Annotated in this window: 23 protein-coding genes and 1 tRNA gene; 17 read left to right on the plus strand and 7 right to left on the minus strand. The window is 56.8% G+C overall.

Annotated features, from left to right (window positions below; genetic code table 11):
• The first annotated feature begins 205 nt into the window (after positions 1–205).
• The 3 genes from trhO to B7444_RS02535 all read left to right on the plus strand — a co-directional run bounded on the left by trhO (position 206) and on the right by B7444_RS02535 (position 2,886).
• Positions 206–1,150 carry an oxygen-dependent tRNA uridine(34) hydroxylase TrhO gene (trhO, locus tag B7444_RS02525; protein ID WP_007281801.1) on the plus strand — a complete coding sequence of 315 codons (945 nt, stop codon included), beginning with the start codon at positions 206–208 and terminating at the stop codon, positions 1,148–1,150.
• A gap of 117 nt (positions 1,151–1,267) precedes the next feature.
• On the plus strand, positions 1,268–2,341 hold the full coding sequence (locus B7444_RS02530) for a purine nucleoside permease (RefSeq protein WP_048842934.1): 1,074 nt from the start codon (positions 1,268–1,270) through the stop codon (positions 2,339–2,341).
• Positions 2,342–2,355: 14 nt separating this feature from the next.
• A complete protein-coding gene (locus B7444_RS02535; RefSeq protein WP_231502822.1) occupies positions 2,356–2,886 on the plus strand; it encodes a hypothetical protein in 531 nt (176 codons plus the stop codon).
• A gap of 22 nt (positions 2,887–2,908) precedes the next feature.
• Here the strand turns inward: B7444_RS02535 and uvrA are convergent, their stop codons facing one another.
• Complete coding sequence (gene uvrA, locus B7444_RS02540; RefSeq protein ID WP_007281798.1) at positions 2,909–5,902, minus strand: excinuclease ABC subunit UvrA; 2,994 nt, start codon at positions 5,900–5,902, stop codon at positions 2,909–2,911.
• A gap of 128 nt (positions 5,903–6,030) precedes the next feature.
• Here uvrA and ssb point away from each other — a divergent pair, with 128 nt between their 5' ends.
• The gene (gene ssb, locus B7444_RS02545) at positions 6,031–6,612 is read left to right on the plus strand and encodes a single-stranded DNA-binding protein (RefSeq protein WP_007281797.1); all 582 of its coding nucleotides are present in this window, start codon (positions 6,031–6,033) and stop codon (positions 6,610–6,612) included.
• Between the two features lie 62 nt (positions 6,613–6,674).
• Here ssb and B7444_RS02550 read toward each other — a convergent pair whose 3' ends face one another.
• Positions 6,675–7,142 (minus strand): GNAT family N-acetyltransferase, encoded by a 468-nt coding sequence (locus tag B7444_RS02550; protein ID WP_007281796.1) that lies wholly within the window; start codon positions 7,140–7,142, stop codon positions 6,675–6,677.
• Positions 7,139–7,936, minus strand: coding sequence for a helix-turn-helix transcriptional regulator (locus tag B7444_RS02555; protein ID WP_007281795.1), 798 nt, complete (start codon positions 7,934–7,936; stop codon positions 7,139–7,141). Before B7444_RS02555 ends, B7444_RS02550 begins: the two co-directional genes overlap by 4 nt.
• An 82-nt stretch (positions 7,937–8,018) precedes the next feature.
• On the opposite strand from B7444_RS02555, the gene B7444_RS02560 reads away from it, so the two are divergent.
• From B7444_RS02560 to B7444_RS02575, 4 genes are all read left to right on the plus strand, one after another.
• Positions 8,019–8,783 carry a class I SAM-dependent methyltransferase gene (locus B7444_RS02560; RefSeq protein WP_035729425.1) on the plus strand — a complete coding sequence of 255 codons (765 nt, stop codon included), beginning with the start codon at positions 8,019–8,021 and terminating at the stop codon, positions 8,781–8,783.
• Positions 8,784–8,925: 142 nt separating this feature from the next.
• The gene (gene gyrA / locus B7444_RS02565) at positions 8,926–11,697 is read left to right on the plus strand and encodes a DNA gyrase subunit A (protein WP_371859454.1); all 2,772 of its coding nucleotides are present in this window, start codon (positions 8,926–8,928) and stop codon (positions 11,695–11,697) included.
• Positions 11,690–12,208 carry a pantetheine-phosphate adenylyltransferase gene (coaD, locus tag B7444_RS02570; protein ID WP_007281792.1) on the plus strand — a complete coding sequence of 173 codons (519 nt, stop codon included), beginning with the start codon at positions 11,690–11,692 and terminating at the stop codon, positions 12,206–12,208. Before gyrA ends, coaD begins: the two co-directional genes overlap by 8 nt.
• A 31-nt stretch (positions 12,209–12,239) precedes the next feature.
• Positions 12,240–12,725 carry a peptidylprolyl isomerase gene (locus B7444_RS02575; RefSeq protein ID WP_007281791.1) on the plus strand — a complete coding sequence of 162 codons (486 nt, stop codon included), beginning with the start codon at positions 12,240–12,242 and terminating at the stop codon, positions 12,723–12,725.
• Between the two features lie 32 nt (positions 12,726–12,757).
• Here B7444_RS02575 and B7444_RS02580 read toward each other — a convergent pair whose 3' ends face one another.
• The gene (locus tag B7444_RS02580; protein ID WP_007281790.1) at positions 12,758–13,138 is read right to left on the minus strand and encodes a DUF6525 family protein; all 381 of its coding nucleotides are present in this window, start codon (positions 13,136–13,138) and stop codon (positions 12,758–12,760) included.
• 131 nt (positions 13,139–13,269) lie between these two features.
• On the opposite strand from B7444_RS02580, the gene B7444_RS02585 reads away from it, so the two are divergent.
• From B7444_RS02585 to B7444_RS02595, 3 genes are all read left to right on the plus strand, one after another.
• Positions 13,270–13,345: transfer RNA gene (locus tag B7444_RS02585), tRNA-Lys, on the plus strand.
• 128 nt (positions 13,346–13,473) lie between these two features.
• On the plus strand, positions 13,474–14,784 hold the full coding sequence (locus tag B7444_RS02590; RefSeq protein WP_007281789.1) for an ATP-dependent DNA helicase: 1,311 nt from the start codon (positions 13,474–13,476) through the stop codon (positions 14,782–14,784).
• A gap of 50 nt (positions 14,785–14,834) precedes the next feature.
• Positions 14,835–14,996: a hypothetical protein gene (locus B7444_RS02595; protein ID WP_224777879.1), complete on the plus strand. Its 162-nt coding sequence runs from the start codon at positions 14,835–14,837 to the stop codon at positions 14,994–14,996.
• A gap of 21 nt (positions 14,997–15,017) precedes the next feature.
• On the opposite strand, the gene B7444_RS02600 is transcribed toward B7444_RS02595, so the two are convergent.
• On the minus strand, positions 15,018–17,666 hold the full coding sequence (locus tag B7444_RS02600) for a 2-oxoglutarate dehydrogenase E1 component (RefSeq protein WP_007281787.1): 2,649 nt from the start codon (positions 17,664–17,666) through the stop codon (positions 15,018–15,020).
• Positions 17,667–17,750: 84 nt separating this feature from the next.
• Positions 17,751–18,725 carry an alpha/beta hydrolase gene (locus tag B7444_RS02605; protein WP_007281786.1) on the minus strand — a complete coding sequence of 325 codons (975 nt, stop codon included), beginning with the start codon at positions 18,723–18,725 and terminating at the stop codon, positions 17,751–17,753.
• A 200-nt stretch (positions 18,726–18,925) separates the two neighbouring features.
• Here B7444_RS02605 and B7444_RS02610 point away from each other — a divergent pair, with 200 nt between their 5' ends.
• From B7444_RS02610 to B7444_RS02630, 5 genes are all read left to right on the plus strand, one after another.
• Entirely contained in the window at positions 18,926–19,243 is a 318-nt protein-coding gene (locus tag B7444_RS02610; protein ID WP_035729439.1) for a hypothetical protein, read from the plus strand.
• A gap of 80 nt (positions 19,244–19,323) precedes the next feature.
• The gene (locus B7444_RS02615) at positions 19,324–19,962 is read left to right on the plus strand and encodes a 2OG-Fe(II) oxygenase family protein (protein ID WP_007281784.1); all 639 of its coding nucleotides are present in this window, start codon (positions 19,324–19,326) and stop codon (positions 19,960–19,962) included.
• A gap of 24 nt (positions 19,963–19,986) precedes the next feature.
• The gene (locus tag B7444_RS02620) at positions 19,987–21,030 is read left to right on the plus strand and encodes an aspartate-semialdehyde dehydrogenase (protein WP_007281783.1); all 1,044 of its coding nucleotides are present in this window, start codon (positions 19,987–19,989) and stop codon (positions 21,028–21,030) included.
• A gap of 78 nt (positions 21,031–21,108) precedes the next feature.
• Positions 21,109–21,996 carry an N-acetylmuramic acid 6-phosphate etherase gene (locus B7444_RS02625; protein ID WP_007281782.1) on the plus strand — a complete coding sequence of 296 codons (888 nt, stop codon included), beginning with the start codon at positions 21,109–21,111 and terminating at the stop codon, positions 21,994–21,996.
• Positions 21,996–23,105 carry an anhydro-N-acetylmuramic acid kinase gene (locus B7444_RS02630; protein ID WP_007281781.1) on the plus strand — a complete coding sequence of 370 codons (1,110 nt, stop codon included), beginning with the start codon at positions 21,996–21,998 and terminating at the stop codon, positions 23,103–23,105. The genes B7444_RS02625 and B7444_RS02630 overlap by 1 nt, the downstream gene beginning before the upstream one ends.
• 18 nt (positions 23,106–23,123) lie before the next feature.
• Here B7444_RS02630 and B7444_RS02635 read toward each other — a convergent pair whose 3' ends face one another.
• Complete coding sequence (locus B7444_RS02635; protein WP_007281780.1) at positions 23,124–23,546, minus strand: VLRF1 family aeRF1-type release factor; 423 nt, start codon at positions 23,544–23,546, stop codon at positions 23,124–23,126.
• A 464-nt stretch (positions 23,547–24,010) separates the two neighbouring features.
• Between B7444_RS02635 and hemH the strand changes: the two genes are divergently transcribed.
• Positions 24,011–25,042, plus strand: a complete 1,032-nt coding sequence (hemH, locus tag B7444_RS02645; RefSeq protein WP_007281778.1) for a ferrochelatase — start codon at positions 24,011–24,013, stop codon at positions 25,040–25,042.
• Positions 25,043–25,072 lie beyond the last annotated feature (30 nt).

The following is a 25,072-nucleotide window of genomic DNA, read 5'->3' on the forward strand; positions in this document are numbered from 1 at the left end:
AGGCAGTTCGAATGCACCCGCCTGATCACCGGAACCCAGGTCATCCACACGCTCAAACGCCTCATCCACGATAAGGGATTGCCGCTTATGGAAGCGCCTGCCTGAGCGAGACCATCAGGAGTTTTCTGGAATTGAAGGCGGGAGCCTGATATTGGCGGGGCGTGTTATCACCTGATCGTGGGTCTGCCTGCGGTCGCAGAGCTGGATGGTCGCCCCTGTGTCTGATGTCCTTCCGCCGATCCGTATCGTCGCGCTTTATAATTTTACGCCGTTCGAAGATGTTGCCGCTCTGCGGGAGCCTTTGCAGCAGGTGTGCGAACAGGAAGGGATCAAGGGTATCCTTCTGCTGGCTCCGGAAGGCATTAACGGCACCATTGCGGGCACTGACGAAAGCATGGAGCGCGTGCTGGAGCATATCCGCGCTCTGCCGGGTTGTGAGGAACTGGAGATCAAGGAATCCCGGGCGCCGGAACTGCCATTCCGGCGCATGAAGGTGCGGCTCAAGAAAGAGATCGTCACCATGGGGCAGCCTAATATCGATCCTCGCAAGGACGTGGGGCAGTATCTTGATCCCGCTGAATGGAATGCGTTGATCTCCGATCCGGAGACAATCGTTATTGACACCCGTAATGACTACGAGGTGGCGATCGGGACGTTCAAGGGAGCAGAAGATCCCAAGACACGGTCATTCCGTGAGTTTCCCGAGTGGTTCCGCAACCGTCGCAAAGAGCTTGAGGCAAAGGGCAAGGTGCCGAAGATTGCCATGTTCTGCACGGGCGGTATTCGCTGTGAGAAGTCTACGTCTTTTGTAAAAGGCGAAGGGCTGGAGGAGGTTTATCATCTTAAGGGCGGTATTCTGAAGTATCTGGAGACCGTTCCTGAAGAAGAAAGCCTTTGGGAAGGCGAATGCTTCGTGTTCGACCAGCGTGTCTCGGTGAAGCATGGTCTGGAAATTGGCAGTTACGATGTCTGTCATGCTTGCCGTCGTCCTGTCAGCGAAAAGGACAAGGCGTCTCCGTTGTTCGTACAGGGCGTGTCCTGCCCGCATTGTCATAATGAGCGTACGGAAGAGCAACGCCAGCGCTATGCTTCACGCGAGCATCAGGAAATGCTGGCGCGCAAGCGTGGAAAAGAGCATCTGGGCTCCTGATGCCATTACGAAGATGACAAACCGTCAGAGTTGCGAAGAGGACGGCTGAACGACTTGACCTGTCTACGCTTCTGTTGATTTTTCTGAGGTCGTAATGAAAGCGACTGAGGCGGTGTGATGGTAAAGATGTTCCGTTGGGCTGGACTGGTATGCGCCGGGATGATGGCGCTTCCGGCCGTGGCATTTGCACAGAAGCCCTGGCCTGTCCGGGTTGTGGTTGTGACGACCTTCGAGAAGGGTGCGGACACCGGCGATCAGCCAGGGGAGCTTCAGCTCTGGGCCGAGCGGGAGCATCTGACGGAGCATGTGTCGTTTCCGGGTGGTGTACACGACATCCTGACCAATCTGGAGCATACCGAAATCGCGATTGTGACGGGGATGACGCTGGTGAATGCCGGGCCGTCCATCATGGCACTGGGGACTGACCCGCGATTTGATCTGACAAAAGCTTATTGGCTGGTGGCTGGTATTGCCGGGGCTGATCCGCAGGTCATGTCTGTCGGGTCGGCGGCGTGGGCGCGGTATGTTGTGAATGATGTTGCCCAGTCCATTGATATGCGTGAAGTGCCGAAAGACTGGCCTTATGGGGTTTATGCGGCGAGTGCGGTGCGACCCGGAACGCTTGAGGGGTCGGATCAGAAGCATGGTGCAGATGCCGGATACCCGATTGTCTTTTCGCTGAATGCAGGGCTTTCGCATTGGGCGTGGGAGCAGACGCGGGCGGTTAAGCTTATGGATACGCCGGAGATGCGGGCTTATTCCAAGGGATGGGCCAAATATCCAGCTGCGTTGAAAGCGCCATCCGTCATTCAGGGAGATAGTTTTGCGTCTGATCTCTACTGGCATGGTCATTACCTGAACCAGTATGCGCGGGACTGGGTGAAGATGTTCACGAACGCCCAGGGCGTGTTTGCCATGAGTAATATGGAAGACTCCGCGATTGCATCGGCCATGGTTCGTCTGGACCGGATGAAGAAAGCAGATTTCCAGCGGCTCATGGTTCTACGGACCGCTTCCAACTACACGCTGCCGCCAAAGGGTCGGAAGGCGTATGAGACAGTGTCGGAAGAGTATTCCGGCGATGGGCTGCCAGCTTACGAAGCGGCGTGGCGTGTGGGAAGTGTTGTCGTGCATGAACTGACGAAACACTGGTCCGTCTATGAAGACCATGTTCCGGATCAAGTCCTTTGATGCAGGACGGGGGTGTGCAGGGAGTCAGGAAGGCGCCCTTTCCGGTAAGCGGCAGGATTGCACTACGCTATGCCGTGATCAATCTCGGCATTTCTTTTCCTTTGCATGGGCTGATCATCTGGGCGGGTTGGCAGCCCGAAGATCATGACTCTCATCTTAATCCAGTCGCTCTGTTTCTGGCAGGCATTTTGCTGGCGCCTGTTCTCGAGACCTTTCTGAACTTCTGGATTCCCATTTGGATTGTAGACAAACTGTTTGGTGGGAAAGCTTTTGCGCATGGTTTAGCGTGGATTGCGTGCGTCGCGCCCTTTGTATGGGTTCATTACGGCGGAGATTATTTTCATCGAAGTTTTCTGACCGCGCTTTGTACGGGCGTGGTCGGTGGAACCTGTTTTTATCTCTGCTACCGGCGGGCAGAGGCTTCAGAAGGTGTGAGTGCGTTCTGGACCACGGCGCTCTGTCATGGCCTCTTTAATGGGCTTGTTGCTTTGGTGGCTGGACTACTGGTGGTGCTTACGAGGGCATTTCCGGCTCTCTCCTTTTGAAAAGAGCCGGAAATGCCTTACGTCAGGCGGGAGTTTTCATCTTTTTAGGACGACCGCGGGTTGGCTTCTCGGATGCCGGTTTGGTTTTGGCTTTTCGGGGCGGCAAGGTGTCGATGAGGTTTTGGGGTGTGCCAATCACGGTTGTTTCCCTCCGCTGACGAACGCCCGGCGCGTTAAGAAGGGGAGCGAGGAAACGCCCGGTGTGACTGGCCTTGCAGGCCGCGATATCTTCCGGTGTTCCAGCGGCAACGATACTGCCGCCACCGTCTCCGCCTTCTGGCCCGATGTCGATCAGCCAGTCTGCCGTTTTAATGACTTCCAGATTGTGTTCGATGACCAGAACAGTGTTGCCCTGATCGACCAGCGCATGGAGTACTTCAAGCAGCTTGCGAACGTCTTCCGTGTGCAGACCAGTGGTTGGTTCATCCAGAATATAGAGCGTGCGGCCTGTGGCGCGTTTGGCCAGTTCCTTCGATAGCTTGACGCGCTGGGCTTCACCGCCTGAAAGCGTGGTCGCCTGTTGGCCAAGGGCGACGTAACCTAGGCCGACCTGCTGAAGAATGGCGAGACGGTCACGGATTTTCGGTACGGCATGGAAGAAGGGCAGGGCTTCGTCCACGGTCATGGCCAGGACATCTGCGATGGAGTTTCCGCGGAACTTCACTTCCAGCGTTTCACGGTTGTAGCGCGCGCCCTTGCAGGTGTCGCAGGTAACGAACACGTCTGGCAGGAAGTGCATCTCGATTTTTAGGACGCCATCGCCCTGACAGGCTTCGCATCGGCCCCCCTTCACGTTGAAGGAGAAGCGGCCTGGTTTGTAGCCGCGTGCTTTGGATTCCGGCAGTTCAGCGAACCAGTCCCGGATGGGGGCAAACAGGTCCGTATAGGTGGCGGGGTTGGAGCGCGGTGTACGCCCGATAGGGGACTGATCGATCTCGATGATCTTGTCGAGATTGTCCACGCCTTCCAGTCGGTCATAGGGCAACGGAGACTGGCTTGATTTCATGAGCTGGCGGGACAGGGCCTTATAGAGCGTATCCACAACTAGTGTAGATTTTCCGCCGCCTGATACGCCTGTTACGGCAATGAAGGTACCCAGCGGAAAATCGACAGTCAGGTCTTTGAGGTTGTTTCCCTTGGCCCCGACGAGTGTGAGGGTCTTGTCAGAGGTGCGACGGTTCTCGGGTACGGGGATGAACTTCCGACCGGAGAGATAGGCGCCTGTCAGACTGTCCTTGTTCTTGGCGACTTCTGCCGGAGAGCCGATGGCGATGACGTTTCCGCCGCGTGTACCGGCACCGGGACCCATGTCGATCAGATAGTCGGCAGCCCGGATGGCGTCTTCGTCATGTTCCACGACGATAACGGTGTTCCCGAGGCGCTTGAGGCGCTCCAGCGTACCGAGAAGGCGCTCGTTATCGCGTTGGTGCAGGCCGATAGAAGGCTCGTCCAGCACATACAGGACTCCGGTCAGGCCGGAGCCGATCTGGGAGGCGAGACGGATGCGCTGGCTTTCACCGCCGGACAGCGTAGCTGATCCTCGGGAGAGCGTGAGGTAATCCAGTCCCACATCGTCGAGGAAGTGCAGGCGGTCTGTGATTTCACGCAGGATGCGGCGGGCGATTTCGGCCCGTTGGGGCGTCAGGGTTGCTTCGACGCCAGAGAACCAGTCAAGCGCCTTGCGGATCTGCATGTCCGAAGCTTCGGCGATGTTCAGGTCATTGACCTTCACGCAGAGGGCTTCCGGTTTCAGGCGTGCGCCATGGCAGACGTGACAGGGTTTCTCGGACTGGTAGCGCGACAGTTCTTCTCGCACCCACATGCTGTCGGTCTGGGCCATGCGGCGACGCAGGTTTTTCAGCACGCCTTCGAAAGGCTTGGTCACAGTGTGGACTTTGCTGCCATCGCGGTAGGGAATGGCAATCGCTTCCCTGGAGCCGTTGAGGATCAGGTCGCGTGTTTCAGTTTTCAGGTCGCCCCATGGTGCATTCATGGTGTCGCCGCAATGACGGGCCAGTGCGGCAAGGGTTTGGTCGTACCAGTCCGTGCTGGCGCCTTTCCATGGGGCAATGGCGCCTTCGGCTAACGTCAGGCTGTCATCCGGGACGATCAGGTTGGCATCGAAATGCGTTTCCGTGCCGATACCGTCACAGGTCGGACACGCACCCATTGGCGCGTTGAAGGAGAAGAGACGCGGCTCGATCTCTTCAATCGTAAAGCCTGAAACTGGGCAGGCGAAGCGGGACGAGAAAACGATGTGGGCCGGAGTGGCCTTGTCGTCAGCGCGTTTGACTTCTTCGGCGTAAGCGAGGCCATCGGAAAGTTCGAGGGCGGTTTCGAAGCTGTCTGCCAGACGGGATTCGAGGTCGGGTTTGACGACGATCCGGTCTATAACCACTTCCACGTTGTGGCGGGTCTTGCGGTTCAGTTCCGGGGCTTCGGCGATTTCGTAAAGCTCACCGTCGATTTTGACGCGGGTGAAGCCCTTGCGGGACAGTTCTGCGAGTTCGCGCTTGCAGTCGCCTTTCCGGTCACGGACGACTGGAGCGAGGAGCATCAGGCGCATGCCCTCCGGGAGCGCCATGACCCGGTCCACCATCTGACTGACGGTCTGTGCTTCGATAGGAAGGCCGGTGGCGGGAGAATAGGGAATGCCCACGCGCGCCCAGAGCAGACGCATGTAGTCGTGAATTTCCGTGATGGTGCCGACGGTCGAGCGGGGGTTTTTGGAGGTGGTTTTCTGCTCGATCGAGATGGCGGGGGAGAGGCCCTCGATAGAGTCTACATCTGGCTTACCCATCAGTTCCAGGAACTGGCGGGCATAGGCCGAAAGACTCTCTACATAACGGCGCTGGCCTTCTGCATAGATTGTATCGAAGGCGAGCGAAGACTTTCCCGAGCCGGACAGGCCCGTGATGATCGTGAGCGAGTCACGGGGAATTGTGACATCGATATTCTTAAGGTTGTGGGCGCGTGCGCCACGGACACGGATCGAATGATTGTCTGGAAAGCTCACGAAAACCCCGGGATGTACAGAAAAGGCAATTGTGTTCGCAACGCGCCTGAACGGTGCTAGATCACTTTATAGATGGGTTTTCACGGCCTATATGAAAAGAACAATTCAAGAAAATTGGTTGGTACGGAATGGCAGGCAGCGTCAACAAGGTGATTCTGGTCGGGAATCTGGGCAAAGACCCGGAAGTCCGGAATACGCAATCAGGCTCGAAAATCGTCAATCTGACGGTTGCGACGTCCGAAACATGGAACGATCGTCAAAGCGGTGAGCGCAAGGAGCGTACCGAATGGCATCGTGTCGTGATCTTCAACGATCGTCTGGGCGATGTGGCAGAACGGTTCCTGCGTAAGGGCCGTAAGGTCTATCTGGAAGGCGAATTGCGGACCCGCAAATGGACCGACCAGTCCGGGCAGGAGCGCTACACGACAGAAGTGACGATTGATCGTTTCCGCGGTGAGCTGGTGTTGCTGGATAGCAACCGCAGTGGCGGCGGCGATGAGGGTGGCTTCGACGGAAGCGGCTCGTCTTATGGCGGTGGAAGCAGCAACGGCGGCGGCTTTGGTGGCGGCAACCGGGGTGGTGGCTTCGGCGGCGGTAATGATGGCGGCCGTTCAGGTGGCTCGTCGGGCGGGTCGTCTGGTGGGGGCAACCGTGGCGGTGGCTGGGATGCGCCGCCGGATAACGATCTGGATGACGAAATCCCGTTCTGAAGGATGCGTTTGGAACCGGGCTGGCAATGTCAGTCCGGTTTTTTTATGTCCGGCGTGGGCGTTCAGAGGGTCAGATGGAAGAAATGGCTGAATTCCGAAGCCTGATAGTCACCGAAGGCTTCGCCCGGTTGGAAGCCCCGGGTTTGATAGAGTGCCAGAGCAGGTTCGAAGGAAGCTCCGCGTCCTGTTTCAAGGCTGAGTGTCTTCATGCCCACAGAACGGGCTCTGTGAATAAGGTGATCCAGAAGGGCGCTGGCCACACCCTGTCTCAGAAAGTCAGGATGCGTGCGCATGGATTTGAGCTCTCCTTCCTGATCGTTCAGGCGTTTGAGCGCGCCGATTCCGGCTATGCGATCCAGTTGATGGACGGTCCAGACTTCGATTTCAGGTGCCATAAGGCCGGATAAATCGAGAGCGAAGACGTGACCGGCTGGGGTGTTGTCATGCATCCCGGCAAGATGAAGGGCAAGAAGGTCGCGTGTCTGCGGGTTGGAAAAATCAGCAGGATGGATGGTGAATATCGGGCTCATGAGGGGCTGTTCTGCTCAACTGCGTTCGGCGTCAGGATAACAAGTTTATACCCTCCGTGTTCTGCGGGGGTGAGTGTTATCTGTTCATAGTTCAACACCCCACGGACTGGATGCTGGAAGCTGCGTTGGCCGCCTTCTCTGGGCAGAACACGCTGGTCTTGCCAGAAATGGAGAAACTCTTGGCTTTCAGCTTGAAGAGCAGAGGTCAGGGTCTGAAACGCTGGGGTTCTGGCAAGATGGGCTGTGTCGGCCCGGAATTCTGCGAGCAGTCGTCTTGAGCGGTCAGGCCAGTCCGTCAGAAAGACTCTGGCTTCAGGGTTCAGAAAAACGTATCGGAGCTGGTTGGACTCTGGGCTGTGCATCCATCCTGTGAACAGTGCTCGGGCAGGATCGTTGGCACTCAGAACATTCCATAGCGGGTCAAGCAGATAAGCGGGGCTTTTGATTTGTCCCGGCAGACTCAGCAATGCGTCTGGTGTTGCAGATGAAGAAGCGATCTGCTGCGGGTCGCGGAGTTCAGCCAACGTGAAAAGATAGCGCCTTTCTGTGGCGGACATTTTCAGAGCTGTGGCGATGCGGGACAGAGTAGACGGAGAGCAGGTGACGTCGCGGCCCTGTTCCAGCCATGTGTACCAGGTTGTGCTGATGCCGCAGAGTTGGGCGGCTTCTTCACGTCGCAGTCCGGGTGTGCGCCTGCGGTGAGGAACAACGAGAAGTCCTGCCTGTGATGGCGAGAGCTTTTCCCGTTGTGTGCGAAGAAACTGACCAAGGGTCTGGCGGCGATCTGTTGGCATAGTACAATTTATACCACGATAAATTAGGATCTTATACCAAGTTTGAGGTGTTGGAATGCTGGTTTCAGAAGGAGAGCATTCAATGACGAAACAGGCTGGTCAATTCGCTGCAGGGCACTACGAGGCACGCGCCTCGGCGTATGTGGAGAGTGCGGTCCACAGTCAGGGTTCTGATCTGGAAGCCATTGTTCAGGCGGTAAAGGGACGGGGTTTTGGGCGTGTTCTGGATCTCGGGTGCGGGGGCGGTCATGTAAGTTATGCTGTGGCGCCTCATGTCGGACAGATTGTCGCCTGCGACATTACGCCGGGCATGTTGACGGCTGTTCAGGATGAGGCATCCAGGCGTGAGCTGAGCAATATTGAGGTTCGGCAGGCTTCAGCGGAAAACCTGCCGTTTGAAGACGCTGCCTTTGATGCGGTGCTCTGTCGTTTTACGGCTCATCACTGGGATGACTTCGAAGCAGGCCTGCGTGAGGCCAGACGGGTTCTGAAGCCCGGCGGTCTGGCTGTATTTGTTGATGTGACGGCACCTGAAGATGCTGTTTCCGATAGCTGGATTCAGGCGCTGGAACTCATGCGGGATATTTCGCATGTGCGGGATTATTCCATTTGGGAGTGGGTGAGCGCGCTGGGGCGGTCCGGATTTTCGGTGGAGGGCCTGACGCGCGGTCGTCTGAGGATGGATTTTGAAAGCTGGGTGGCGCGAACGCAGACGCCGGTAGAACGTGTGGAAGGGATCCGTTCGCTTCAGCGTGGTGCACCGGCCGTGGTCAAGGAAAGGCTGGGGTTGGAAGAAGACGGCAGTTTCCTGCTGGACGTGACCGTTTTCACGGCAAGCAGGCCGTAATGGGGTAGGTGTGGCATGTGGGCGGCGCATGGGCTATGCTGTGCGGACTGTATTTTAGCGTGGTGGACCTGTCTTGACCGAGCTGAACGAGCCGACTGATATTGTACCTTCCGATCGTCTTCCGGTGACGATCGAGGAGGAGATGCGCTCCTCCTATCTGGCCTATGCGATGTCGGTGATCGTCTCGCGCGCCCTGCCGGATGTGCGTGATGGTCTGAAACCTGTCCATCGTCGCATCCTGTATGCGATGCGCGAGAGTGGCTTTACGTCTGACAAGCCATACCGCAAGTCTGCTCGTGCGGTCGGTGATGTGATGGGTAAATACCATCCGCACGGTGACAGCTCGATTTACGATGCCATGGTCCGTATGGCGCAGCATTGGTCGATGCGCGTCAAGCTGATTGATGGGCAGGGTAACTTCGGTTCGGTCGATGGCGATAGCCCGGCCGCCATGCGTTACACCGAAGCCCGTCTGGCCAAGTCTGCATCGTTCCTGCTGGATGATATTGAGCGGGATACGGTTGATTTTCAGCCAAACTACGACGAAAGCGAGCATGAACCTAAGGTTCTGCCAGCGACGTTCCCGAATCTTCTGGTGAATGGCGCTTCGGGTATCGCGGTCGGCATGGCTACGAACATCCCGACGCATAACCCTGGCGAAGTCATTGATGCCACGCTGGCGATGATTGCCAATCCGGCGATTGAGCTGGATGATCTGATGCAGATCATCCCTGGTCCAGATTTCCCGACCGGCGGCATTATCATGGGCCGCAGTGGTATCCGCAAGGCGTTCGAAACGGGGCGTGGGTCTGTACCGGTTCGTGCCCGTGCTGAGATCGAGGAGATCCGTAAGGATCGTCAGGCGATCATCATCACGGAAATCCCGTATCAGGTGAACAAGGCAACGCTTCAGGAGAAGATTGCCGATCTCGTTCGCGCCAAGGAAATCGAAGGTATTTCCGATATACGCGATGAGAGTGACCGTTCGGGGATGCGCGTTGTCATCGAGCTGAAGCGCGATGCGACACCGGAAGTTGTGCTGAACCAGCTCTATCGCTTCACGCAGCTTCAGACGTCCTTCAGTGTCAACATGCTGGCGCTCGATGAGGGCAAGCCGCGCACGATGGGGCTGATGGACGTTCTGCAGGCGTTCATTCGTTTCCGCGAAGACGTCATTCTGCGTCGTGCCCGCTTCGATCTGAACAAGGTTCGTGATCGTGGGCATCTGCTGGTTGGCCTTGTGCTGGCTGTTGCCAATATTGATGAAGTCATCGCACTGATCCGTTCTGCCCCGGATGCGGCGACGGCGCGCGAACTTCTCATGGCGCGCGAGTGGGATGCCAGCGAGGTTGTGCCTCTGCTGGAGCTGATCCAGGACGAAGGCAATATCATCTTTGATGGCAAGGTTCGCCTTACGGAAGCTCAGGCCCGTGGTATTCTGGAACTGCGTCTGCAGCGCCTGACCGGTTTGGAACGTGAGAAGATCCAAGGCGAGTTGAGCGAAGTTGCTGCCAAGATTGGTGAGCTGCTTGAGATCATCGGTAGCCATATCCGTCGCATGGAAGTCATGCGCGATGAACTTCTGGCGGCGCGGGCAGAAATTGCGACCCCACGGATGTCGGAAATTTCCGATGCTCTGGGCGACCAGTCCGATGAAAGCCTGATCGAGCCGGGTCAGATGGTTGTCACCATCACGCGTGACGGCTTTATCAAGCGGACGCCGCTTGAGATGTTCCGCTCACAGAACCGCGGTGGCCGTGGTCGTACGGCTTCCGGCCGTCGTGGTGATGACGTCATTATCCGCAGCTTCAATGCTCATACCCATCAGTGGGTCCTATTCTTCTCTTCGGGCGGTAAGGCGTATCGCACCAAGGTTTGGCACTTGCCGGAAGCATCTCCGACATCCAAGGGCCGTGCATTGGTGAACCTGTTGCCGGAACTGGGCTCGGACGCCATTACGGCAGTTCTGCCGCTGCCGCAGGATGAGGAGCTGTGGGAAGATCTGCACCTCACTTTTGCGACGGCCAGCGGTAATGTTCGTCGTAACCGTCTGAATGATTTCCGGAATATCCGGGCGTCAGGTCTGATTGCGATGAAGCTGGATGAGGGCGATTCCCTTATCGGGGTGGCGACGTGTCGTGAAGGTCAGGATGTGTTCCTGGCAACGAAGAACGCACGTTGCATTCGTTTCCAGATCACGGATGACACGCTACGTGTGTTTGCCGGCCGTGGCAGTTCGGGTGTGCGCGGTATTCGTCTGGGGGACGGGGATGCAGTGATCTCACTGTGTATCCTCAACCATGTGGATGCCAGCGTTGAAGAGCGGGCTGCGTATCTGCGGATGGCCAATGCGAAGCGCCGTGCTGAGAATGTTGCGTTGGCCGAGGGTGCCGAAGAAGAGGTGGTGTCCGGTGATGAAGACACTGTAGAGATCGCTGGCGATCTGACGCAGGAGCGTTTCGAGGAACTGGAACAGCAGGAAGAAATTCTTCTGACCGTGACGGATGGCGGGTTTGGCCGTCGTTCTTCTGCCTATGATTATCGTGTGTCGGGCCGTGGCGGTCAGGGCATCACGAACATGACCTTCTCGGCTAATCGTCGCGGCAAGGAAGTGGTTGGAACGCTTCCGACGCTGGATGGCACGGATGTCATGCTCGTGACGGATACGGGCCGTCTGATCCGTCTGCCGGTGTCTCAGGTGCGTGTCATGGCGCGTCAGGCCAGTGGCGTGACGCTGTTCCGTCTGAATGACAGTGAAACTGTCATCTGCGTCTTTCCGGTTGTGGAAGATGACGGGGAAGAGGGAGACCTGATCGAAGGGGATGTCGTGGCTACACCGGAAGGTGCAGCGCCTGCTGAAGGCACTTCGACAGACGGTGAGGCTTCTGAGGGTGACGTAGCCCCTGATGCCTGAGGGGCAGACTGATCCGCGTGTCGGGTTTTATCCCGGCACGTTTGATCCGGTGACGTTTGGTCATCTGGATATTATTGACCGTGCGTCTGCTCTTTTTGATCGCCTGCTGGTTGGTGTGGCGGTCAATGAGGGCAAGCATCCGCTTCTGACGCTTGAAGAGCGTCTGGAGATGATGCGGCAGGAGGTCTCCAAACTGCCTCATGCTAACCGGATTGAAGTTCTGGGGTTTGATACTCTGCTGGTCGATGCAGTGCGCAAGGCTGGCGCAGGAACGGTTGTGCGTGGTCTTCGCTCTGGGGGGGATTTCGACTTTGAGAGTCAGCTTTCTGGTGCGTTGCGTCGTCTAGCCCCTGAAATTGAAACGGTTTTTCTGCTGTCTTCTGAAGGGCATCGCACGACGGCCAGCCGGATCGTGAAAGAAATTGCCCGGCTTGATGGCGATATTTCCTCCTTTGTCAGTGAAGATGTTGCAAGTCTCGTCTTGTCGAAACTGGGTCGAAGGGCGACATAGGAACCTTCATTGATTTCTGGAAGGTTCCAAGATGTCTGAGACCGCAGTACCCGACGGCAACAAGCTTGTTTTCGAACTCAAGAACGGCAAGGTCGTCATTGAGCTGCGCCCTGATCTGGCGCCGCTGGCTGTGGAGCGTCTGAAGCTTCTGGCAAGCGAAGGTTTTTATGATGGTGTGAAGTTCCATCGTGTCATCGAAGGCTTCATGGCACAGGGTGGCGATCCGACCGGCACTGGCACGAGCGGCAGTAACTATCCAGACCTGAAGGCTGAGTTCACGGATAAGGCGAAGTTTGAGCGTGGTACGCTGGGAATGGCCCGAACGATGGCCCCGCACTCTGCAAACAGCCAGTTTTTCATCATGTTCCAGGATGTTCCGTCCCTGAACGGTCAGTACACGATTGCTGGCAAGGTTATTGAGGGCATGGAATACGTGGATCAGATCAAGCGTGGCGCTGGTTCGTCAGGCATGGTCAAGGATCCGGACACCATTGTTAAGGCCTACGTCGAGGCCTGAGGTTTACTAGCCTGTCTGTGCGTTCCTGACGCTCAGGCAGGCTGGTACCTGTCTTCCGGCGTCCGGAGGACAGTCGCTTTGGCGGCATCGTGTGGATAAGGCGTCCCACACTGGGCGGTGTAGCGCTCGGAGAAAGCCTGACGCTCAAGGCGCTCGCAGTAATCCAGATATTTAATTAATGCTCGTTCAGCGCGCGGGGTACGACCGTAAATGCGCTTGTAGTGTTTCCAAAGCATCAGGGCGTTGACGGACCATGCGTCGTAGACGTGTTCATTCAGGCGTTTGCGAATTGAGGCCGGAAGCTGATCGAAGGCTTCCCATTCGTCCCCCTCAAAACGCTTCCAGATTTCGTTTCGGACAGTGCGGTCGTTGAATGGCTGTCGGTTGGTGCGGAGTTGGGTTTCTGCGGGCATATGTTGTTTTCAGGCTTTGAAACGACAGAATTTATATATGTTATAACATAACTATAAAATTCGTCAGTGTTGTTTTCCTGTCTCTGGAGGTTGACCTCCATGGGGATTGTGGGGTAGCCATCCGCTCGGATGAACCGGTAGCTCAGTTGGTAGAGCATTCGACTTTTAATCGAATGGTCCTGGGTTCGAGTCCCAGCCGGTTCACCAACTCTTCCAAAATGCAAAAAATAATATAGCTGGCGCTTCTCTTAAGCCGTGTGCTCAGGAGATGTTTCTGCCTGTCTTGGCCATTGTTCTGGTGGTGCGCCTGGTCAGAGTGTGGGAAGGAGTGAGGTATGGTGACGCTTACTCTTTCCCAGAAAACTGCACTCGACGAAATCATCAAGGCGCACGCTGAGGGGCGCCCAACGCATTTGCTGACTGGTTATGCAGGTAGCGGAAAAACGACATTGATGCAGGAAGTGGCGCGGCATTTCCTGCGGTTGAAAGTCGTGACGGTCATTACTGCTCCAACCCATAAGGCGACCGCTGTTTTGCGGGCCAAGGTGGACAAGGATGTTGAATGCCGGACTATCCAGAGTCATCTGGGTTTGCAGCCTTCGACACAAGGTGGGCAGACAACGCTTGTGAGGGCCAAGCGGCCACAGACCATTCCTGATGGTGTGGTGATTGTGGATGAATGTTCCATGATTTCACGGGAACTCATGGGATGGATCCGGGATCTTCTGAAATACTGTTTTGTCCTGTTTGTAGGCGATCCGGCGCAGCTTCCGCCGGTGGGGGAAGAGGCGTCTCCCTCCTTCTCTGTTCCGTCCAGATCGCATCTTGAGACGGTTGTTCGACAGGCGGCAGGCAACCCCATTCTTGCGGCAGCGACTGTCATTCGCCAGAGCCAGGGTGGCTCTGTGGACTGGAGTTGGGTGCAGGACGCACGCCGCGACTCATCCGGCCTGTTCATCCCGAAGGATGTGGAAAGCTGGCTGCGCAAGGCGTTTACGTCCGATGCTTTTGACGCGGATAACGATAGTTTCCGGTATCTTTGCTGGACGAATCATCGGGTGCATCAGGTTAATCAGATGGTTCGGCGGTGGCGATATGGAGACCATATCGAAATGCCGTTCATGCCAGGGGAGCGCGCCGTCGCGCGGGCACCGTTCAGTCGGCAGAATGAAGATAAAAATCGTCAGCAGATTGCGACGAATGAAGAAGTGCTGGTGATGGATATTCAGGCGTCTCGCCTGTCGTACCGGTTTGAAGCCTGCGGGTCTGTGGCGGTCTGGTCTACGGATATTCCATCCTGGGAGCTGACTGTGCTGACGATGGCTGGAGAAGAAATTACGGCTCATCTGGTTCAGGATGAGCGGCAACTTCAGGCTGTAGAGCGTCGGCTGGTTCAGGAAGCGAAGCAGGAGCGTAAGCGATGGCAGCATCGGTTTGCGTTCCAGAGTGCACTGCTGAACCTTCAGGCTATTTATGCCATGACCGTGCATACGTCTCAGGGCAGTACGTTCAGGAACGTCTTTGTTGATCTGGGTGATATTCGGCGCAGGTCAGGAGGAAATCCTCTTGAAACGCAGCAGCTTTGCTATGTGGCGCTGACGCGGGCGACGGATATGGTTTTTCTGGTCAATGTCGGAACGGCGTGAGGCGTAAAACAGATATGTTCCTGAATGGTTGTTCGGGAAAGAGGAATGAAATGATGCGCTTTAAAGTCAGTCTGGCGCTAGCTGCCCTTATGGCGCTTGCTGCCTGTGGCCCTGATTATGGTGGTCAGGGCTCACGGCAGTTCCGGGGCGATGGGTATGGAAATACCGGATCGGGTCGTAGCAGTTTTGGATATCAGGGCGGCCCAACCTGAAGACACGGCACTGGCCTGTTGTCAGGCCAGTGCGTCTCGAATCAGTTTTTCCTGTTGGGCGGTGTGCGCACCCGGTAGGCCTGTTGCGGGTGAAGCGGCGCTTTCGCGGCCTACATACTGCGGGCGCTGAACTGTGTGTCCACATTCCTGTAGAGCGCGTTCGATGCGTCGGTCCACAAAAATCCAGGCACCGTTGTTCTGGGGTTCTTCCTGACACCAGATGATCTGTTCAGCGTCCGGGTACAATTCCAGTTGCTGGATCAGCGCGTGGTGCGGGAAGGGATAAAGTTGTTCCAGACGGATGATGGCGACGTCTGTGCGGTTCTGTCGGGCCCGCTCGGCGGTTAGGTCGTAGAAAACCTTGCCTGAGCACAGGATGATCTTTCTGGCGTGTGTAATCTGCTGTGAATCTGCCAGAACGGGCTGGAAGCGCGTGTGTGGCCCCATTTCAGTGAGGGGAGAGGTCGCTTCCTTATGTCTCAGCAGAGACTTGGGTGTGAAGATGACCAGTGGCTTGCGGCAACGTCGTGCAATCTGGCGGCGCAGGGCATGAAAATAGTTTGCCGGGCTGGTGATGTTACAGACACGCAGATTGTTTTCTGCGCAGAGCTGGAGAATACGCTCTGGTCTGGCTGACGAGTGCTCAGGGCCACCGCCCTCGTAGCCGTGTGGCAGCAGGAGCGTCAGGCCGGATGTTCGAAGCCATTTCGTTTCGCCGGAAGCAATGAACTGGTCGAGAATGACCTGTGCACCGTTTGCGAAGTCGCCAAATTGAGCCTCCCACAGAACCAGCGCATCCGGATCACCGAGTGAATAGCCGTATTCGAAGCCGAGGACGGCAAATTCAGAGAGCGGAGAGTTCCAGAGATGGAGAGGGGCCTGATGGGGAGCGATATGGGCCAGAAGGGTCTCTTCCCGGCCGGTGTTCTGATCGAACAGGACGGCGTGACGCTGGCTGAATGTTCCGCGGCGACTGTCCTGACCTGACAGACGGACGGGGTGCCCGTCCATTGACAGGGTTCCGAAAGCAAGAGCTTCGGCTGTGGCCCAGTCCAGCGGGCCGCCATTAGCCACAGCCTTGCCGCGGGCAATGATCTGACGTGCGAGGCGCGGGTGTACGTTCAGGCCCTGGGGGATGGTGCCGATGGCTTCACCAACCATCCGAAGACGATCGAGGGGGACGCCGGTCATGGGCTGGATGCGTTCCGGCTCATCCTGAAGGCGCGTGGAGTCCTGCGGGCCGTCCAGCCAATCTGTTGCGTTCGGGAGGTAGTGTTCAGAGGCAGCGTATTGCTCTTCCAGTCTGCGCTGGAAGTGTTGCCACATGTCTTCTACCTGCTCGGCTGTCAGGAGACCTTTGCGGATCAGATGGTTGGCGTAGAGGCGGCGGGTGGTTGGTCGGGACTGGATGGCGTGAACCATGGCTGGCTGGGTGAAAGCCGGTTCATCGGTTTCATTGTGCCCGTGGCGGCGATAGCAGACGACGTCGAGAACGACATCTGAATGGAAATCGCGGCGCCATTCATGGGCCAGAAGAGCGGCCCGGGCGACGGCATCAGGATCGTCACCATTCACATGCAGGATGGGGGCCTGAATGGATTTGGCGATGTCCGTGTTGTGGATACCGGAATGTGCGTCTGACTGGACGGTGGTGAAGCCAATCTGGTTGTTGATGATGACGTGCACCGTGCCGCCAGTGCGGTAGCCTTCGAGCTTGGAGAGTGCGAGGGTTTCGTACACGACACCCTGCCCAGCGAAGGCAGCGTCACCGTGAACGAGAATGCCTAGATGGCGGTCGCGGTCCTTGTCCTTTTCGCGGTCCTGATCGGCGCGGACGCGTCCGAGGACGACGGGATCGACGGCTTCCAGATGGGATGGGTTGGGCAGCAGGGAGATGCGCAGGGTATGACCTGCGTGTTCCATCGTAGTGGCTGTGCCGAGATGGTATTTGACGTCTCCGGAGCCCTGAATGTCGTCAGGCTTGAAGGACGCGCCTGCAAATTCGCTGAAAATGGCCGCGAAGGGTTTGCGCAGGATGTTGGCCATGACGTTCAGGCGGCCACGATGTGGCATGCCGAGCGAGACTGACTTTGCGCCGTCCCGCGCGGCGGCGTCGATCAGGGTGCGGAGGGCGACTATAACGCTTTCTCCCCCTTCCAGACCGAAGCGGCGCATTCCCATGAAGCGTTTTTGGCAGAAGCCTTCGAATCCTTCGGCGCGTGTCAGGGCGAGCAGAATGCGTTCCGGTTCCATGGCGACGACGGGCGCGGTGTTCTCGAGGCGATCAATCCACCACTGCCGTTGAGTCACGTCCTGAATGTGCATGAATTCTGCGGTCAGGGTGCCGGAATAGGCGCGACGCAAACGGAGCAGGAGATCGCGGTCGGCATCAGGGGGATTAAGTTCTGGGAGCGTCGGCGTTGGGGCCAGACCCAGCGGATCAAGTTTGGCCAGGGAGTGGCCGCGCAGACGGTAGGCATTTTTCAGGGCTTCGGCGCTGCTATTCGAGGCTTCCGTCGTTGAGGGGCGATCGGCGCCGAGTGTTTCGAAAAGAGCGGCGAAAGCTGGATCAACGGAGGCGGGGTCGTCCTGCCAGCGAGCATGAAGCTCGGCCAGATAGACGGTGTTGGCGCCGTTGATGGCATCGCGGTCGTCGCGGTGATCGCCCATGAAAATTGGTCTCCAGTCCCAGGGGGCACGAACTTTAGCCCATCACGGGAAAGTGGGGAACGCATTTGGATAAAGCATTCCGTGTCAATCATCAGATGGGGAGAAGAAACGCTTCATGGAAGTGATGCGTCGTTCAAGCGTCTGTTTTGCGATAGGGGCGCCGGTGACGTCAAAGGCGTGGTACGCACCGGGGACAACATCCAGTTCCACGAAGACGCCGCTTCTGATGAGGCGCTGGGCATAGAGCAGGTCTTCTTCAAGGAAAAGGTCGAGAGCACCTACGGTCATGATGGTTGGAGGAAGGCCGGACAGATCTGTGGCGCGGGCTGGGGCAGCATATTGGGAAATGTCTTCAGCACCGGGGCGCGAAGGAGCCAGAAAAATTTCCCATGCGTAGGTATTGCTGGTGCGCGTCCAGACAAACTCTCCAGCGGTGGGTGACGGATTGGGGGCGTCATTAAGGGTGCGGTCATCCAGCATGGGGTAGATCAGGTTCTGGAACAGGATGGAGGGTCCATTCCTGTCTCTGGCAAGCAGGCAGAGGGCAGCGGCGAGGTTCCTGCCTGCGCTTTCGCCGGTGACGCCAATCTGGTCGCGTCGGATGTTGAGGGTCTCGGCGTTGTCGTGGATCCAGCAAAGGGTGGTGTAAGCATCCTCAATGCCGCCGGGGAATGGGGTCTCAGGGGTCAGGCGATAGTCCGGGGAAATGACCAGACAGTTCAGCTCCTGTGCGAAACGGCAGAGGTCACCGGTATTCTGTTCGGGACGACCTGCGCAGTGTCCGCCACCATGAAGGTGAAGCAGGACAGGCCTGGAAGTTGAGGCGGTTTGCATTGGGCGGATCGTGAGAAGACGGAGAGTTCTCTCGTCATCGATGCCTGCCGGAATGTGGCGTTGTTCGACTGTAACGCGGAAGTCTTCGGCGGTCTGGAAAGCTTGAGCTGCCCTGTCTTCGAGCGCGTTTCTGAGTGCAGGAAGGGTTTCCGCACTGAGATCGGCAGAGGGGAAAGTGTCGAGGGCTGGGCGAAGTTCAGGAAGGACGAGAGGCAGAGTGTTCATCGGGGTTCCTCGAGGCAGCGTGAAGACAATGGAGTATTTTACGAACGTTTGTTGAGAACGGCGGTTTGGAGGGCAGAATTCAGCGATAGGTAAAGTTTGCCACAAAAATGCCGCAACTTTTCTGGTTTGAGAGTCGTCATAGAAGCAGTGCCTGCTGGCCATTTCCGAAAATCGCCGTGGGCGTGTGGGGAGTTCTGCTCATGCGTGCTCTATCTGTCTTCTATGCTCTGATCGTTCTTGGGATGGGTCTGCCGGCTGCGCAGGCCCAGTCGGCGTCGCCTGACACACGGAGCGCGCAGAGCCGCCTTGTTGAAGATGCGGGAATGTCGGGTGTGGATCGGCGGCTGATTGTCTGTCGGATCAATCCCAAGCTGTTGCATACAGCCTGGGTTGGAGAGGTGAAGGATACTCCGCATCCGCAGGTCTGCACCGGAGGGGCAAACCGGCTGGGGGCAGGATATGTCCGTTATCTGGCGACCAGCAGGGTTTCCAAGGTCTACAAGCCGCTCAGAGGGTAAGATTATGTCGTCTGGGAGAAAGCTGGCATGTGTGGAATAGGCCTTGCCGGGTTTGTGGGGCGGGGCTAGCCTCAGGTGCTATGTCCAACATTTCTCTCGATTATGATGCCCTGACGCAGACACCGGTTGCGGAGAAGCCTTTCCCGCATGTCGTGGTGCCGCATTTCATCAGCAATGATGATCTCAAGGCCGTTGTGGCTGATTTGCCGGAAATGAAATCCGGGGGGTCTTTTCCGCCTGAGGCGTTGAAGCTGACGCCGCGTGTGGCGGGCATGATTGAGGAATTGCAGGGGCCTCGGCTCAAGGCCCTGATTGCGGAGAAATTCGGTCTGGATCTGGCGAATGCGCCGACGATGCTGACGGTGCGTGGTCGAACGCGTGAAAAAGATGGACGTATCCATCGGGATTCTGATGCCAAATTGGTGACGATCCTGCTGTATCTGAATCCGCGGGGAGAAGACTGGGCTTCTCGGGATGGTTGTTTGCGCCTGCTGAATGGTCCGGATGATGTTGAGGATTACGATGTTGAGGTGACTCCGGCGGAGGGGACGCTTCTGGTGTTCCCGAACGGGCCGACGACCTGGCATGGGCATCGGCAGTTTGTCGGGACGCGGTATGCCATCCAGCTCAATTATATGGCGACGGGTCAGAAGGCCCGGTACGAATTGCGGCGGCATCGTCTTTCGGCGCTGGTCAAGCGTCTGCCTTTCTTAGGCTGATTTTAAAGGGAACGGGAAAAGATCATGGGTTATCGGGTTGCGGTTGCGGGCGCCACGGGAGCGGTGGGGCGCGAACTGCTGCGCATTCTGGCGGAACGGAATTTCCCTGTGGACGAGGTGGTGGCGCTGGCGTCTCCGCGTTCCGTTGGAAAAGAGATTTCCTTTGGGGACAAGAAGGTTCTCAAGGTTCAGAATCTTGAGACGTTTGACTTCAAGGGCTGGGATGTTGCGCTCTTCTCGCCGGGCGGTGAAGTTTCGGCTGTCTATGCGCCGAAGGCTGCGGCTGCGGGTTGTGTTGTGATCGACAATACGTCCCATTTCCGGATGGAGCCGGGTATTCCACTGGTCGTGCCGGAAGTGAACGCTGCTGCCCTCAAGAAGGCGCGTCGTGGCATCATCGCAAACCCGAACTGTTCCACCGCGCAGATGTTGGTGGCTCTGAAGCCGCTGCATGATCTGTTCAAGATCAAGCGCATCGTGGTCTCGACGTATCAGGCGGTGTCTGGTGCGGGTAAAGACGGCATGGACGAACTGTTTGGTCAGACCAAGGGGACGTTCGTGAACGATCCGCCGACGGTTGCACAGTTTACCAAGCAGATCGCCTTTAACGTTATTCCACACATTGATCGCTTCATGGATGATGGTGCGACCAAAGAAGAGTGGAAGATGGCGGTTGAAACCCGCAAGATCCTGGACCCGGATATTCAGGTGCTGGCGACTTGCGTGCGGGTTCCGGTCTTTATTGGACATTCCGAGGCCATCAGCATCGAGTGTGAGAAGCCTGTTGATCTGAAGAAGGCTCGTGAGGCGCTTCGCAAGGCTCCAGGCGTGATTCTACGCGACGAACGCGAAGATGGTGGCTACGTGACTCCGATTGAATGCGTCGGGGAAGATGCGACATATGTGTCGCGGCTGCGAATTGATCCGACTGTAGAAAATGGTCTGGCGCTGTGGTGTGTGTCCGACAATCTTCGCAAGGGTGCTGCGTTGAATGCGGTGCAGATTGCGGAGAGCCTGGTTGAGCAGGGTCTGCTGAAGAATGGCGCGTTGTTTCCTGTAAAGGAATAAGCTGTTTTCTGAAGCCCGAATGTGCCCGAGGGGAAACCTTCCGGCACATTTTTTATGTCGCGACGAAGAGGATTATTTGTGACGGTTCCACGCACCGAGACAGTTCTGGAGGCCAACCAGACGATTGAGCTTCTTCCTCTGGATGCTCTGCTGGGGCGATTGCTGGACTCACAGAAAGCGGCACTCGATCGGGTCGGGGAAGCATTGCCTTCAATCGAACGGGCTGTGGAGGCGGCTGTACCGCGTCTGCAGAACGGTGGCCGTCTGATTTACGCGGGAGCGGGGACGTCTGGCCGGATTGGTGTACAGGATGGTGTTGAACTGACACCGACTTTCGGGCTCGCACCGGAACGTCTGGTGTTGCTGCTCGCGGGTGGAGCGGGAGCCGGGACGCAGGCTGTTGAGGGTGCGGAGGATCGGGAAGATCAGGCACGTCTTGACCTGAGCGAGCATGTTCCGACTGCGAATGATGTGGTGATCGGGGTCGCGGCCAGTGGAAACACGCCTTACACCTGCGCCATGGTGCGGGCAGGCCGGGACGCGGGAGCGTTGACGATCGGGGTTAGTGGCAATTCGGATGGACGTTTGCTTCAGGGCGCTGAGATAGGGATTTCTATTCCGACGGGAGCAGAGGTTCTGGCTGGATCAACGCGGATGGCCGCAGGGACGGCGCAGAAGGTTGTGCTGAACCTGTTCTCTACGGCTCTCATGACGCGGCTTGGGCATGTGTATCGTGGCCGCATGGTTGATATGCGGATTAGCAACGACAAGCTCCAGAAGCGTGCTGAACGCATGGTGTCTGAACTGGCCGGAGGGACGGAGGAAGAAGTGCGTGACGCTCTTGCTCTGGTCGGGGGGAATGTGAAGCGGGCGGTTCTGATCCGACACGGGGTGGCGGCCGAGCAGGTTGAAGTGCTTCTTCAGCAGCACAAAGGAAACTTGCATGCCGTATTGGCGGCCCTGTGATGGCTGATCCGGGATCGGGCGATCTGCGCTGGGCCATTGGCTTGATGAGTGGCACGTCGCTTGATGGTGTGGATGCGGCGCTTGTTCTTACGGATGGGGAACGCATTGCAGAGTACGGGCCGGCTTTGACGCTTCCGTATGATCAGATGTTACGGGATCGGCTGCGGTTGATTCTGGATCATGCTGCTGAACTTTCCGGAAGTGAGGTTGATCTGAAGGATGTCGAGCGGGAGGTAACACTCAGGCATGTTGAGGCTGTAACAGCGCTTCGGAACATGGTGCCGGAAATTGTGCCGGAAATCATTGGTTTTCATGGGCAGACTATTCTGCATCAGCCGGAAAAGGGACGAAGCTGGCAGATTGGCGATGGCACTTTGCTTCAGGAGCAGTGTGGCATTCCTGTCATCTATGATTTCCGGGCAAGGGATCTGGAGCATGGGGGGGAAGGAGCACCGCTGGTTCCAGTCCTTCATGCGGCCCTTCTGGAGCGGGATGAGCGGTCTGTTGCTGTATTGAATATCGGGGGGGTGGCTAACGTCACTTTGCTGGGGCCAGTGCGGGGTGGGATTCGCCAAATCTGGGCCTGTGATACGGGACCGGGCAATGCTTTGCTGGATGATTGGGCGGAACGTCATACAGGAGTGGCGTGCGATACTGATGGTGCACTGGCGAGTAAGGGAACAGTGAACCCGGATGTATTGGAGCGCTTGCTGGATAGCCCGTATTTCAAGCGTCCCATGCCGAAATCCCTGGACCGGTTGAGTTTTCATGGGCCTGCTATGGAGGCTGTGCAGGGACTTTCCGCTGAAGACGGCGCGGCAACGCTGGTTGCATTCACGGTGGAGGCGATTGCTCGGACACCGATGGATGTCATGCCGGATAAGTGGTTGGTTGCGGGCGGAGGACGACACAATCCGGTACTGATGGAGCGATTGCGTTTGCGCCTTGGAAATGTAGCGTCTGTTGACGTTCTGGGGTGGGATGGTGATGCGTTGGAGGCGCAGTGTTTTGCGCTTCTGGCTGTGCGTTATCTTCGGCAGTTGCCTTCTTCATGGCCTCAGACCACTGGAACACGTCAAGCCTGCGTGGCAGGCCGCGCCATTGTATGACGCCGCCTGCTCCCTGATTTAGACAGAGGCGAGTTCAGGCCACCCGGTTTCAGGGCGATCAAGATGCTTGAGCAGGTCATGATCGCTGGTGTTTGTCAGATCCTTTGTCAGGGTCTTGAACAGTTTCTTGGCTGTTGGTTTGTCGAGATGCTCACGGATGTCGTGGAGCGCCTGCGCCGGGGCAACGAGGAAAATGCCTTCGATATCGGAGTCCTGTGCGACTTTATTGATGTGTGTCGCCAGATCTTTCGTAAAATGGGTTTTGAGCTGCTCTTTGGGGTTTGTGTGCGCTGCCTTGATGGACCCGACGTCTTTGGCTGCGTCCGAGCCTTTATGCAGGTCAAAATTCTCAATGGTGCGAAGCTGGGTTCCTTCCAGACGAAGAAATCGACCTTTTTCGCCGTCAGCGATGACGTAGATGACTGGATCTTGAGTCGCCATTCTAGTGGTCCTTCCGAACAATCATATGTGTCGGTAGTTCAACGGGCATAAGGGTGGGGAGTTGCGTGCTCGTAGGGTTTTTGGTCGATTGCTGAAATGTTAAACCGATGAAAAATAAAGATTATTCCGTGCGGAGATAAAATTTTTGCGGGGCATATGAATTTTTTTCTTGAAACACGACGGCGATATGACCAATCTCAATATTGAGCCCACGGAAAACTTTCCCAGAGGGTTCAAGGAGGCGAATATGGCTCTGATGAATACTTTCATGCCGTATATCGGATCAATCGGCGCTGTCATGGCGGTCGTTGTTTACAATGCTTCCCTAAGGGCTGAGCGACCCAGTCTCTCCTATGCGCGGGTAAGGCACCGACGATAGCGTCCCGAAAGGGACGCGTATCCTGATATTAGATACGTTTTTTCTCTTTCGCCGTTGTTAGCCCTGTTCCAGACTGAAGGGCGCTATGGCCTTTTTTTTCAAAAAACCACGGAATGCTTCTCCTCCTCAGGGGCGGACGGGCGTTCTTCTTCTCAACTTGGGTACGCCTGACGATACCGGCTATTTTGCGGTGCGTCGTTATCTGAGTGAGTTTCTTTCCGATCGGCGCGTGATTGAAAGTCCGCCGTTGATCTGGCAGCCCATTTTGCAGGGCATCATCCTCACAAAACGTCCGTTTGCCAGTGGTGCGAATTACGCACGCATCTGGGATCGCGAAGAGAATGCTTCGCCGTTGAGGGTTTATACCCAGCGACAGGCTGAGAAGCTCGCTCTGCGTCTGAAGTCCGACGGTGTACCTGTTGAATGGGGAATGCGCTACGGGCAGCCCTCCGTTGCACAAGGCGTTGAAAGGCTGATGGATCAGGGGTGTGATCGGATCATCAGTATTCCGCTTTATCCGCAGTATTCAGCGACGACGACTGCGACAGCCAATGATCATCTTTTCCGTGCACTCATGAAGCTACGCCGTCAGCCAGCCGTGCTGACGATGCCGTCTTTTCCGGATCATCCGTTGTTTATCCGGGCATTGGAGCAGTCTGTTCGTCAAACGCTGGATGGATTGTCCTTCAAGCCACAGGCGGTTGTTGCATCCTTTCATGGGTTGCCGAAAACCTGTGTTGAAAAAGGCGATTCCTATCAGGAAGAGTGTCAGCGCACGATTGTAGCATTGCGGAAAGCGCTGGGATTTACCGACGAGCAGATGCCGCTCACCTTCCAGTCCCGATTTGGGCCTCTGGAATGGATTCAGCCCTATACGGCACCTTACGTCACTGCTCTTCCCAAGCAGGGAGTTACCAAAATTGCAGTGATCATGCCTGGGTTCATGTCGGATTGCATTGAAACACTGGATGAGATTGGCAATGAGCTGCGTGAGGAATTCATGCATGCTGGTGGCGAAGAATTCGCCATGATTCCCTGTCTTAACGATACGGACGAAGCTATTGACCTTTTAGAGGGGCTCTCTCGTTCTGCGCTCAAGGGTTTTCAGTTTTCCTGACGGGTCGTTGAGAGCTTTTGGAAAACAGAA

This window comes from Gluconobacter thailandicus F149-1 = NBRC 100600 (genome assembly GCF_000964465.1).
GTDB classification, from domain to species: Bacteria; Pseudomonadota; Alphaproteobacteria; order Acetobacterales; family Acetobacteraceae; genus Gluconobacter; species Gluconobacter thailandicus.

What these genes read in the sequence shown, in the direction of transcription:
- B7444_RS02590 (WP_007281789.1), top strand. Translation starts at nt 13,474, where the DNA reads ATGGTGACGCTTACTCTTTCCCAGAAAACTGCACTCGACGAAATCATC.
- B7444_RS02580 (WP_007281790.1), bottom strand. Translation starts at nt 13,138, where the DNA reads ATGCCCGCAGAAACCCAACTCCGCACCAACCGACAGCCATTCAACGAC.
- ssb (WP_007281797.1), top strand. Translation starts at nt 6,031, where the DNA reads ATGGCAGGCAGCGTCAACAAGGTGATTCTGGTCGGGAATCTGGGCAAA.
- trhO (WP_007281801.1), top strand. Translation starts at nt 206, where the DNA reads ATGGTCGCCCCTGTGTCTGATGTCCTTCCGCCGATCCGTATCGTCGCG.
- B7444_RS02610 (WP_035729439.1), top strand. Translation starts at nt 18,926, where the DNA reads ATGCGTGCTCTATCTGTCTTCTATGCTCTGATCGTTCTTGGGATGGGT.
- B7444_RS02575 (WP_007281791.1), top strand. Translation starts at nt 12,240, where the DNA reads ATGTCTGAGACCGCAGTACCCGACGGCAACAAGCTTGTTTTCGAACTC.
- B7444_RS02560 (WP_035729425.1), top strand. Translation starts at nt 8,019, where the DNA reads ATGACGAAACAGGCTGGTCAATTCGCTGCAGGGCACTACGAGGCACGC.
- B7444_RS02630 (WP_007281781.1), top strand. Translation starts at nt 21,996, where the DNA reads ATGGCTGATCCGGGATCGGGCGATCTGCGCTGGGCCATTGGCTTGATG.
- gyrA (WP_371859454.1), top strand. Translation starts at nt 8,926, where the DNA reads ATGCGCTCCTCCTATCTGGCCTATGCGATGTCGGTGATCGTCTCGCGC.
- B7444_RS02550 (WP_007281796.1), bottom strand. Translation starts at nt 7,142, where the DNA reads ATGAGCCCGATATTCACCATCCATCCTGCTGATTTTTCCAACCCGCAG.
- coaD (WP_007281792.1), top strand. Translation starts at nt 11,690, where the DNA reads ATGCCTGAGGGGCAGACTGATCCGCGTGTCGGGTTTTATCCCGGCACG.
- B7444_RS02635 (WP_007281780.1), bottom strand. Translation starts at nt 23,546, where the DNA reads ATGGCGACTCAAGATCCAGTCATCTACGTCATCGCTGACGGCGAAAAA.
- B7444_RS02530 (WP_048842934.1), top strand. Translation starts at nt 1,268, where the DNA reads ATGGTAAAGATGTTCCGTTGGGCTGGACTGGTATGCGCCGGGATGATG.
- B7444_RS02605 (WP_007281786.1), bottom strand. Translation starts at nt 18,725, where the DNA reads ATGAACACTCTGCCTCTCGTCCTTCCTGAACTTCGCCCAGCCCTCGAC.
- B7444_RS02555 (WP_007281795.1), bottom strand. Translation starts at nt 7,936, where the DNA reads ATGCCAACAGATCGCCGCCAGACCCTTGGTCAGTTTCTTCGCACACAA.
- hemH (WP_007281778.1), top strand. Translation starts at nt 24,011, where the DNA reads ATGGCCTTTTTTTTCAAAAAACCACGGAATGCTTCTCCTCCTCAGGGG.
- B7444_RS02595 (WP_224777879.1), top strand. Translation starts at nt 14,835, where the DNA reads ATGATGCGCTTTAAAGTCAGTCTGGCGCTAGCTGCCCTTATGGCGCTT.
- B7444_RS02600 (WP_007281787.1), bottom strand. Translation starts at nt 17,666, where the DNA reads ATGGGCGATCACCGCGACGACCGCGATGCCATCAACGGCGCCAACACC.
- B7444_RS02620 (WP_007281783.1), top strand. Translation starts at nt 19,987, where the DNA reads ATGGGTTATCGGGTTGCGGTTGCGGGCGCCACGGGAGCGGTGGGGCGC.
- B7444_RS02615 (WP_007281784.1), top strand. Translation starts at nt 19,324, where the DNA reads ATGTCCAACATTTCTCTCGATTATGATGCCCTGACGCAGACACCGGTT.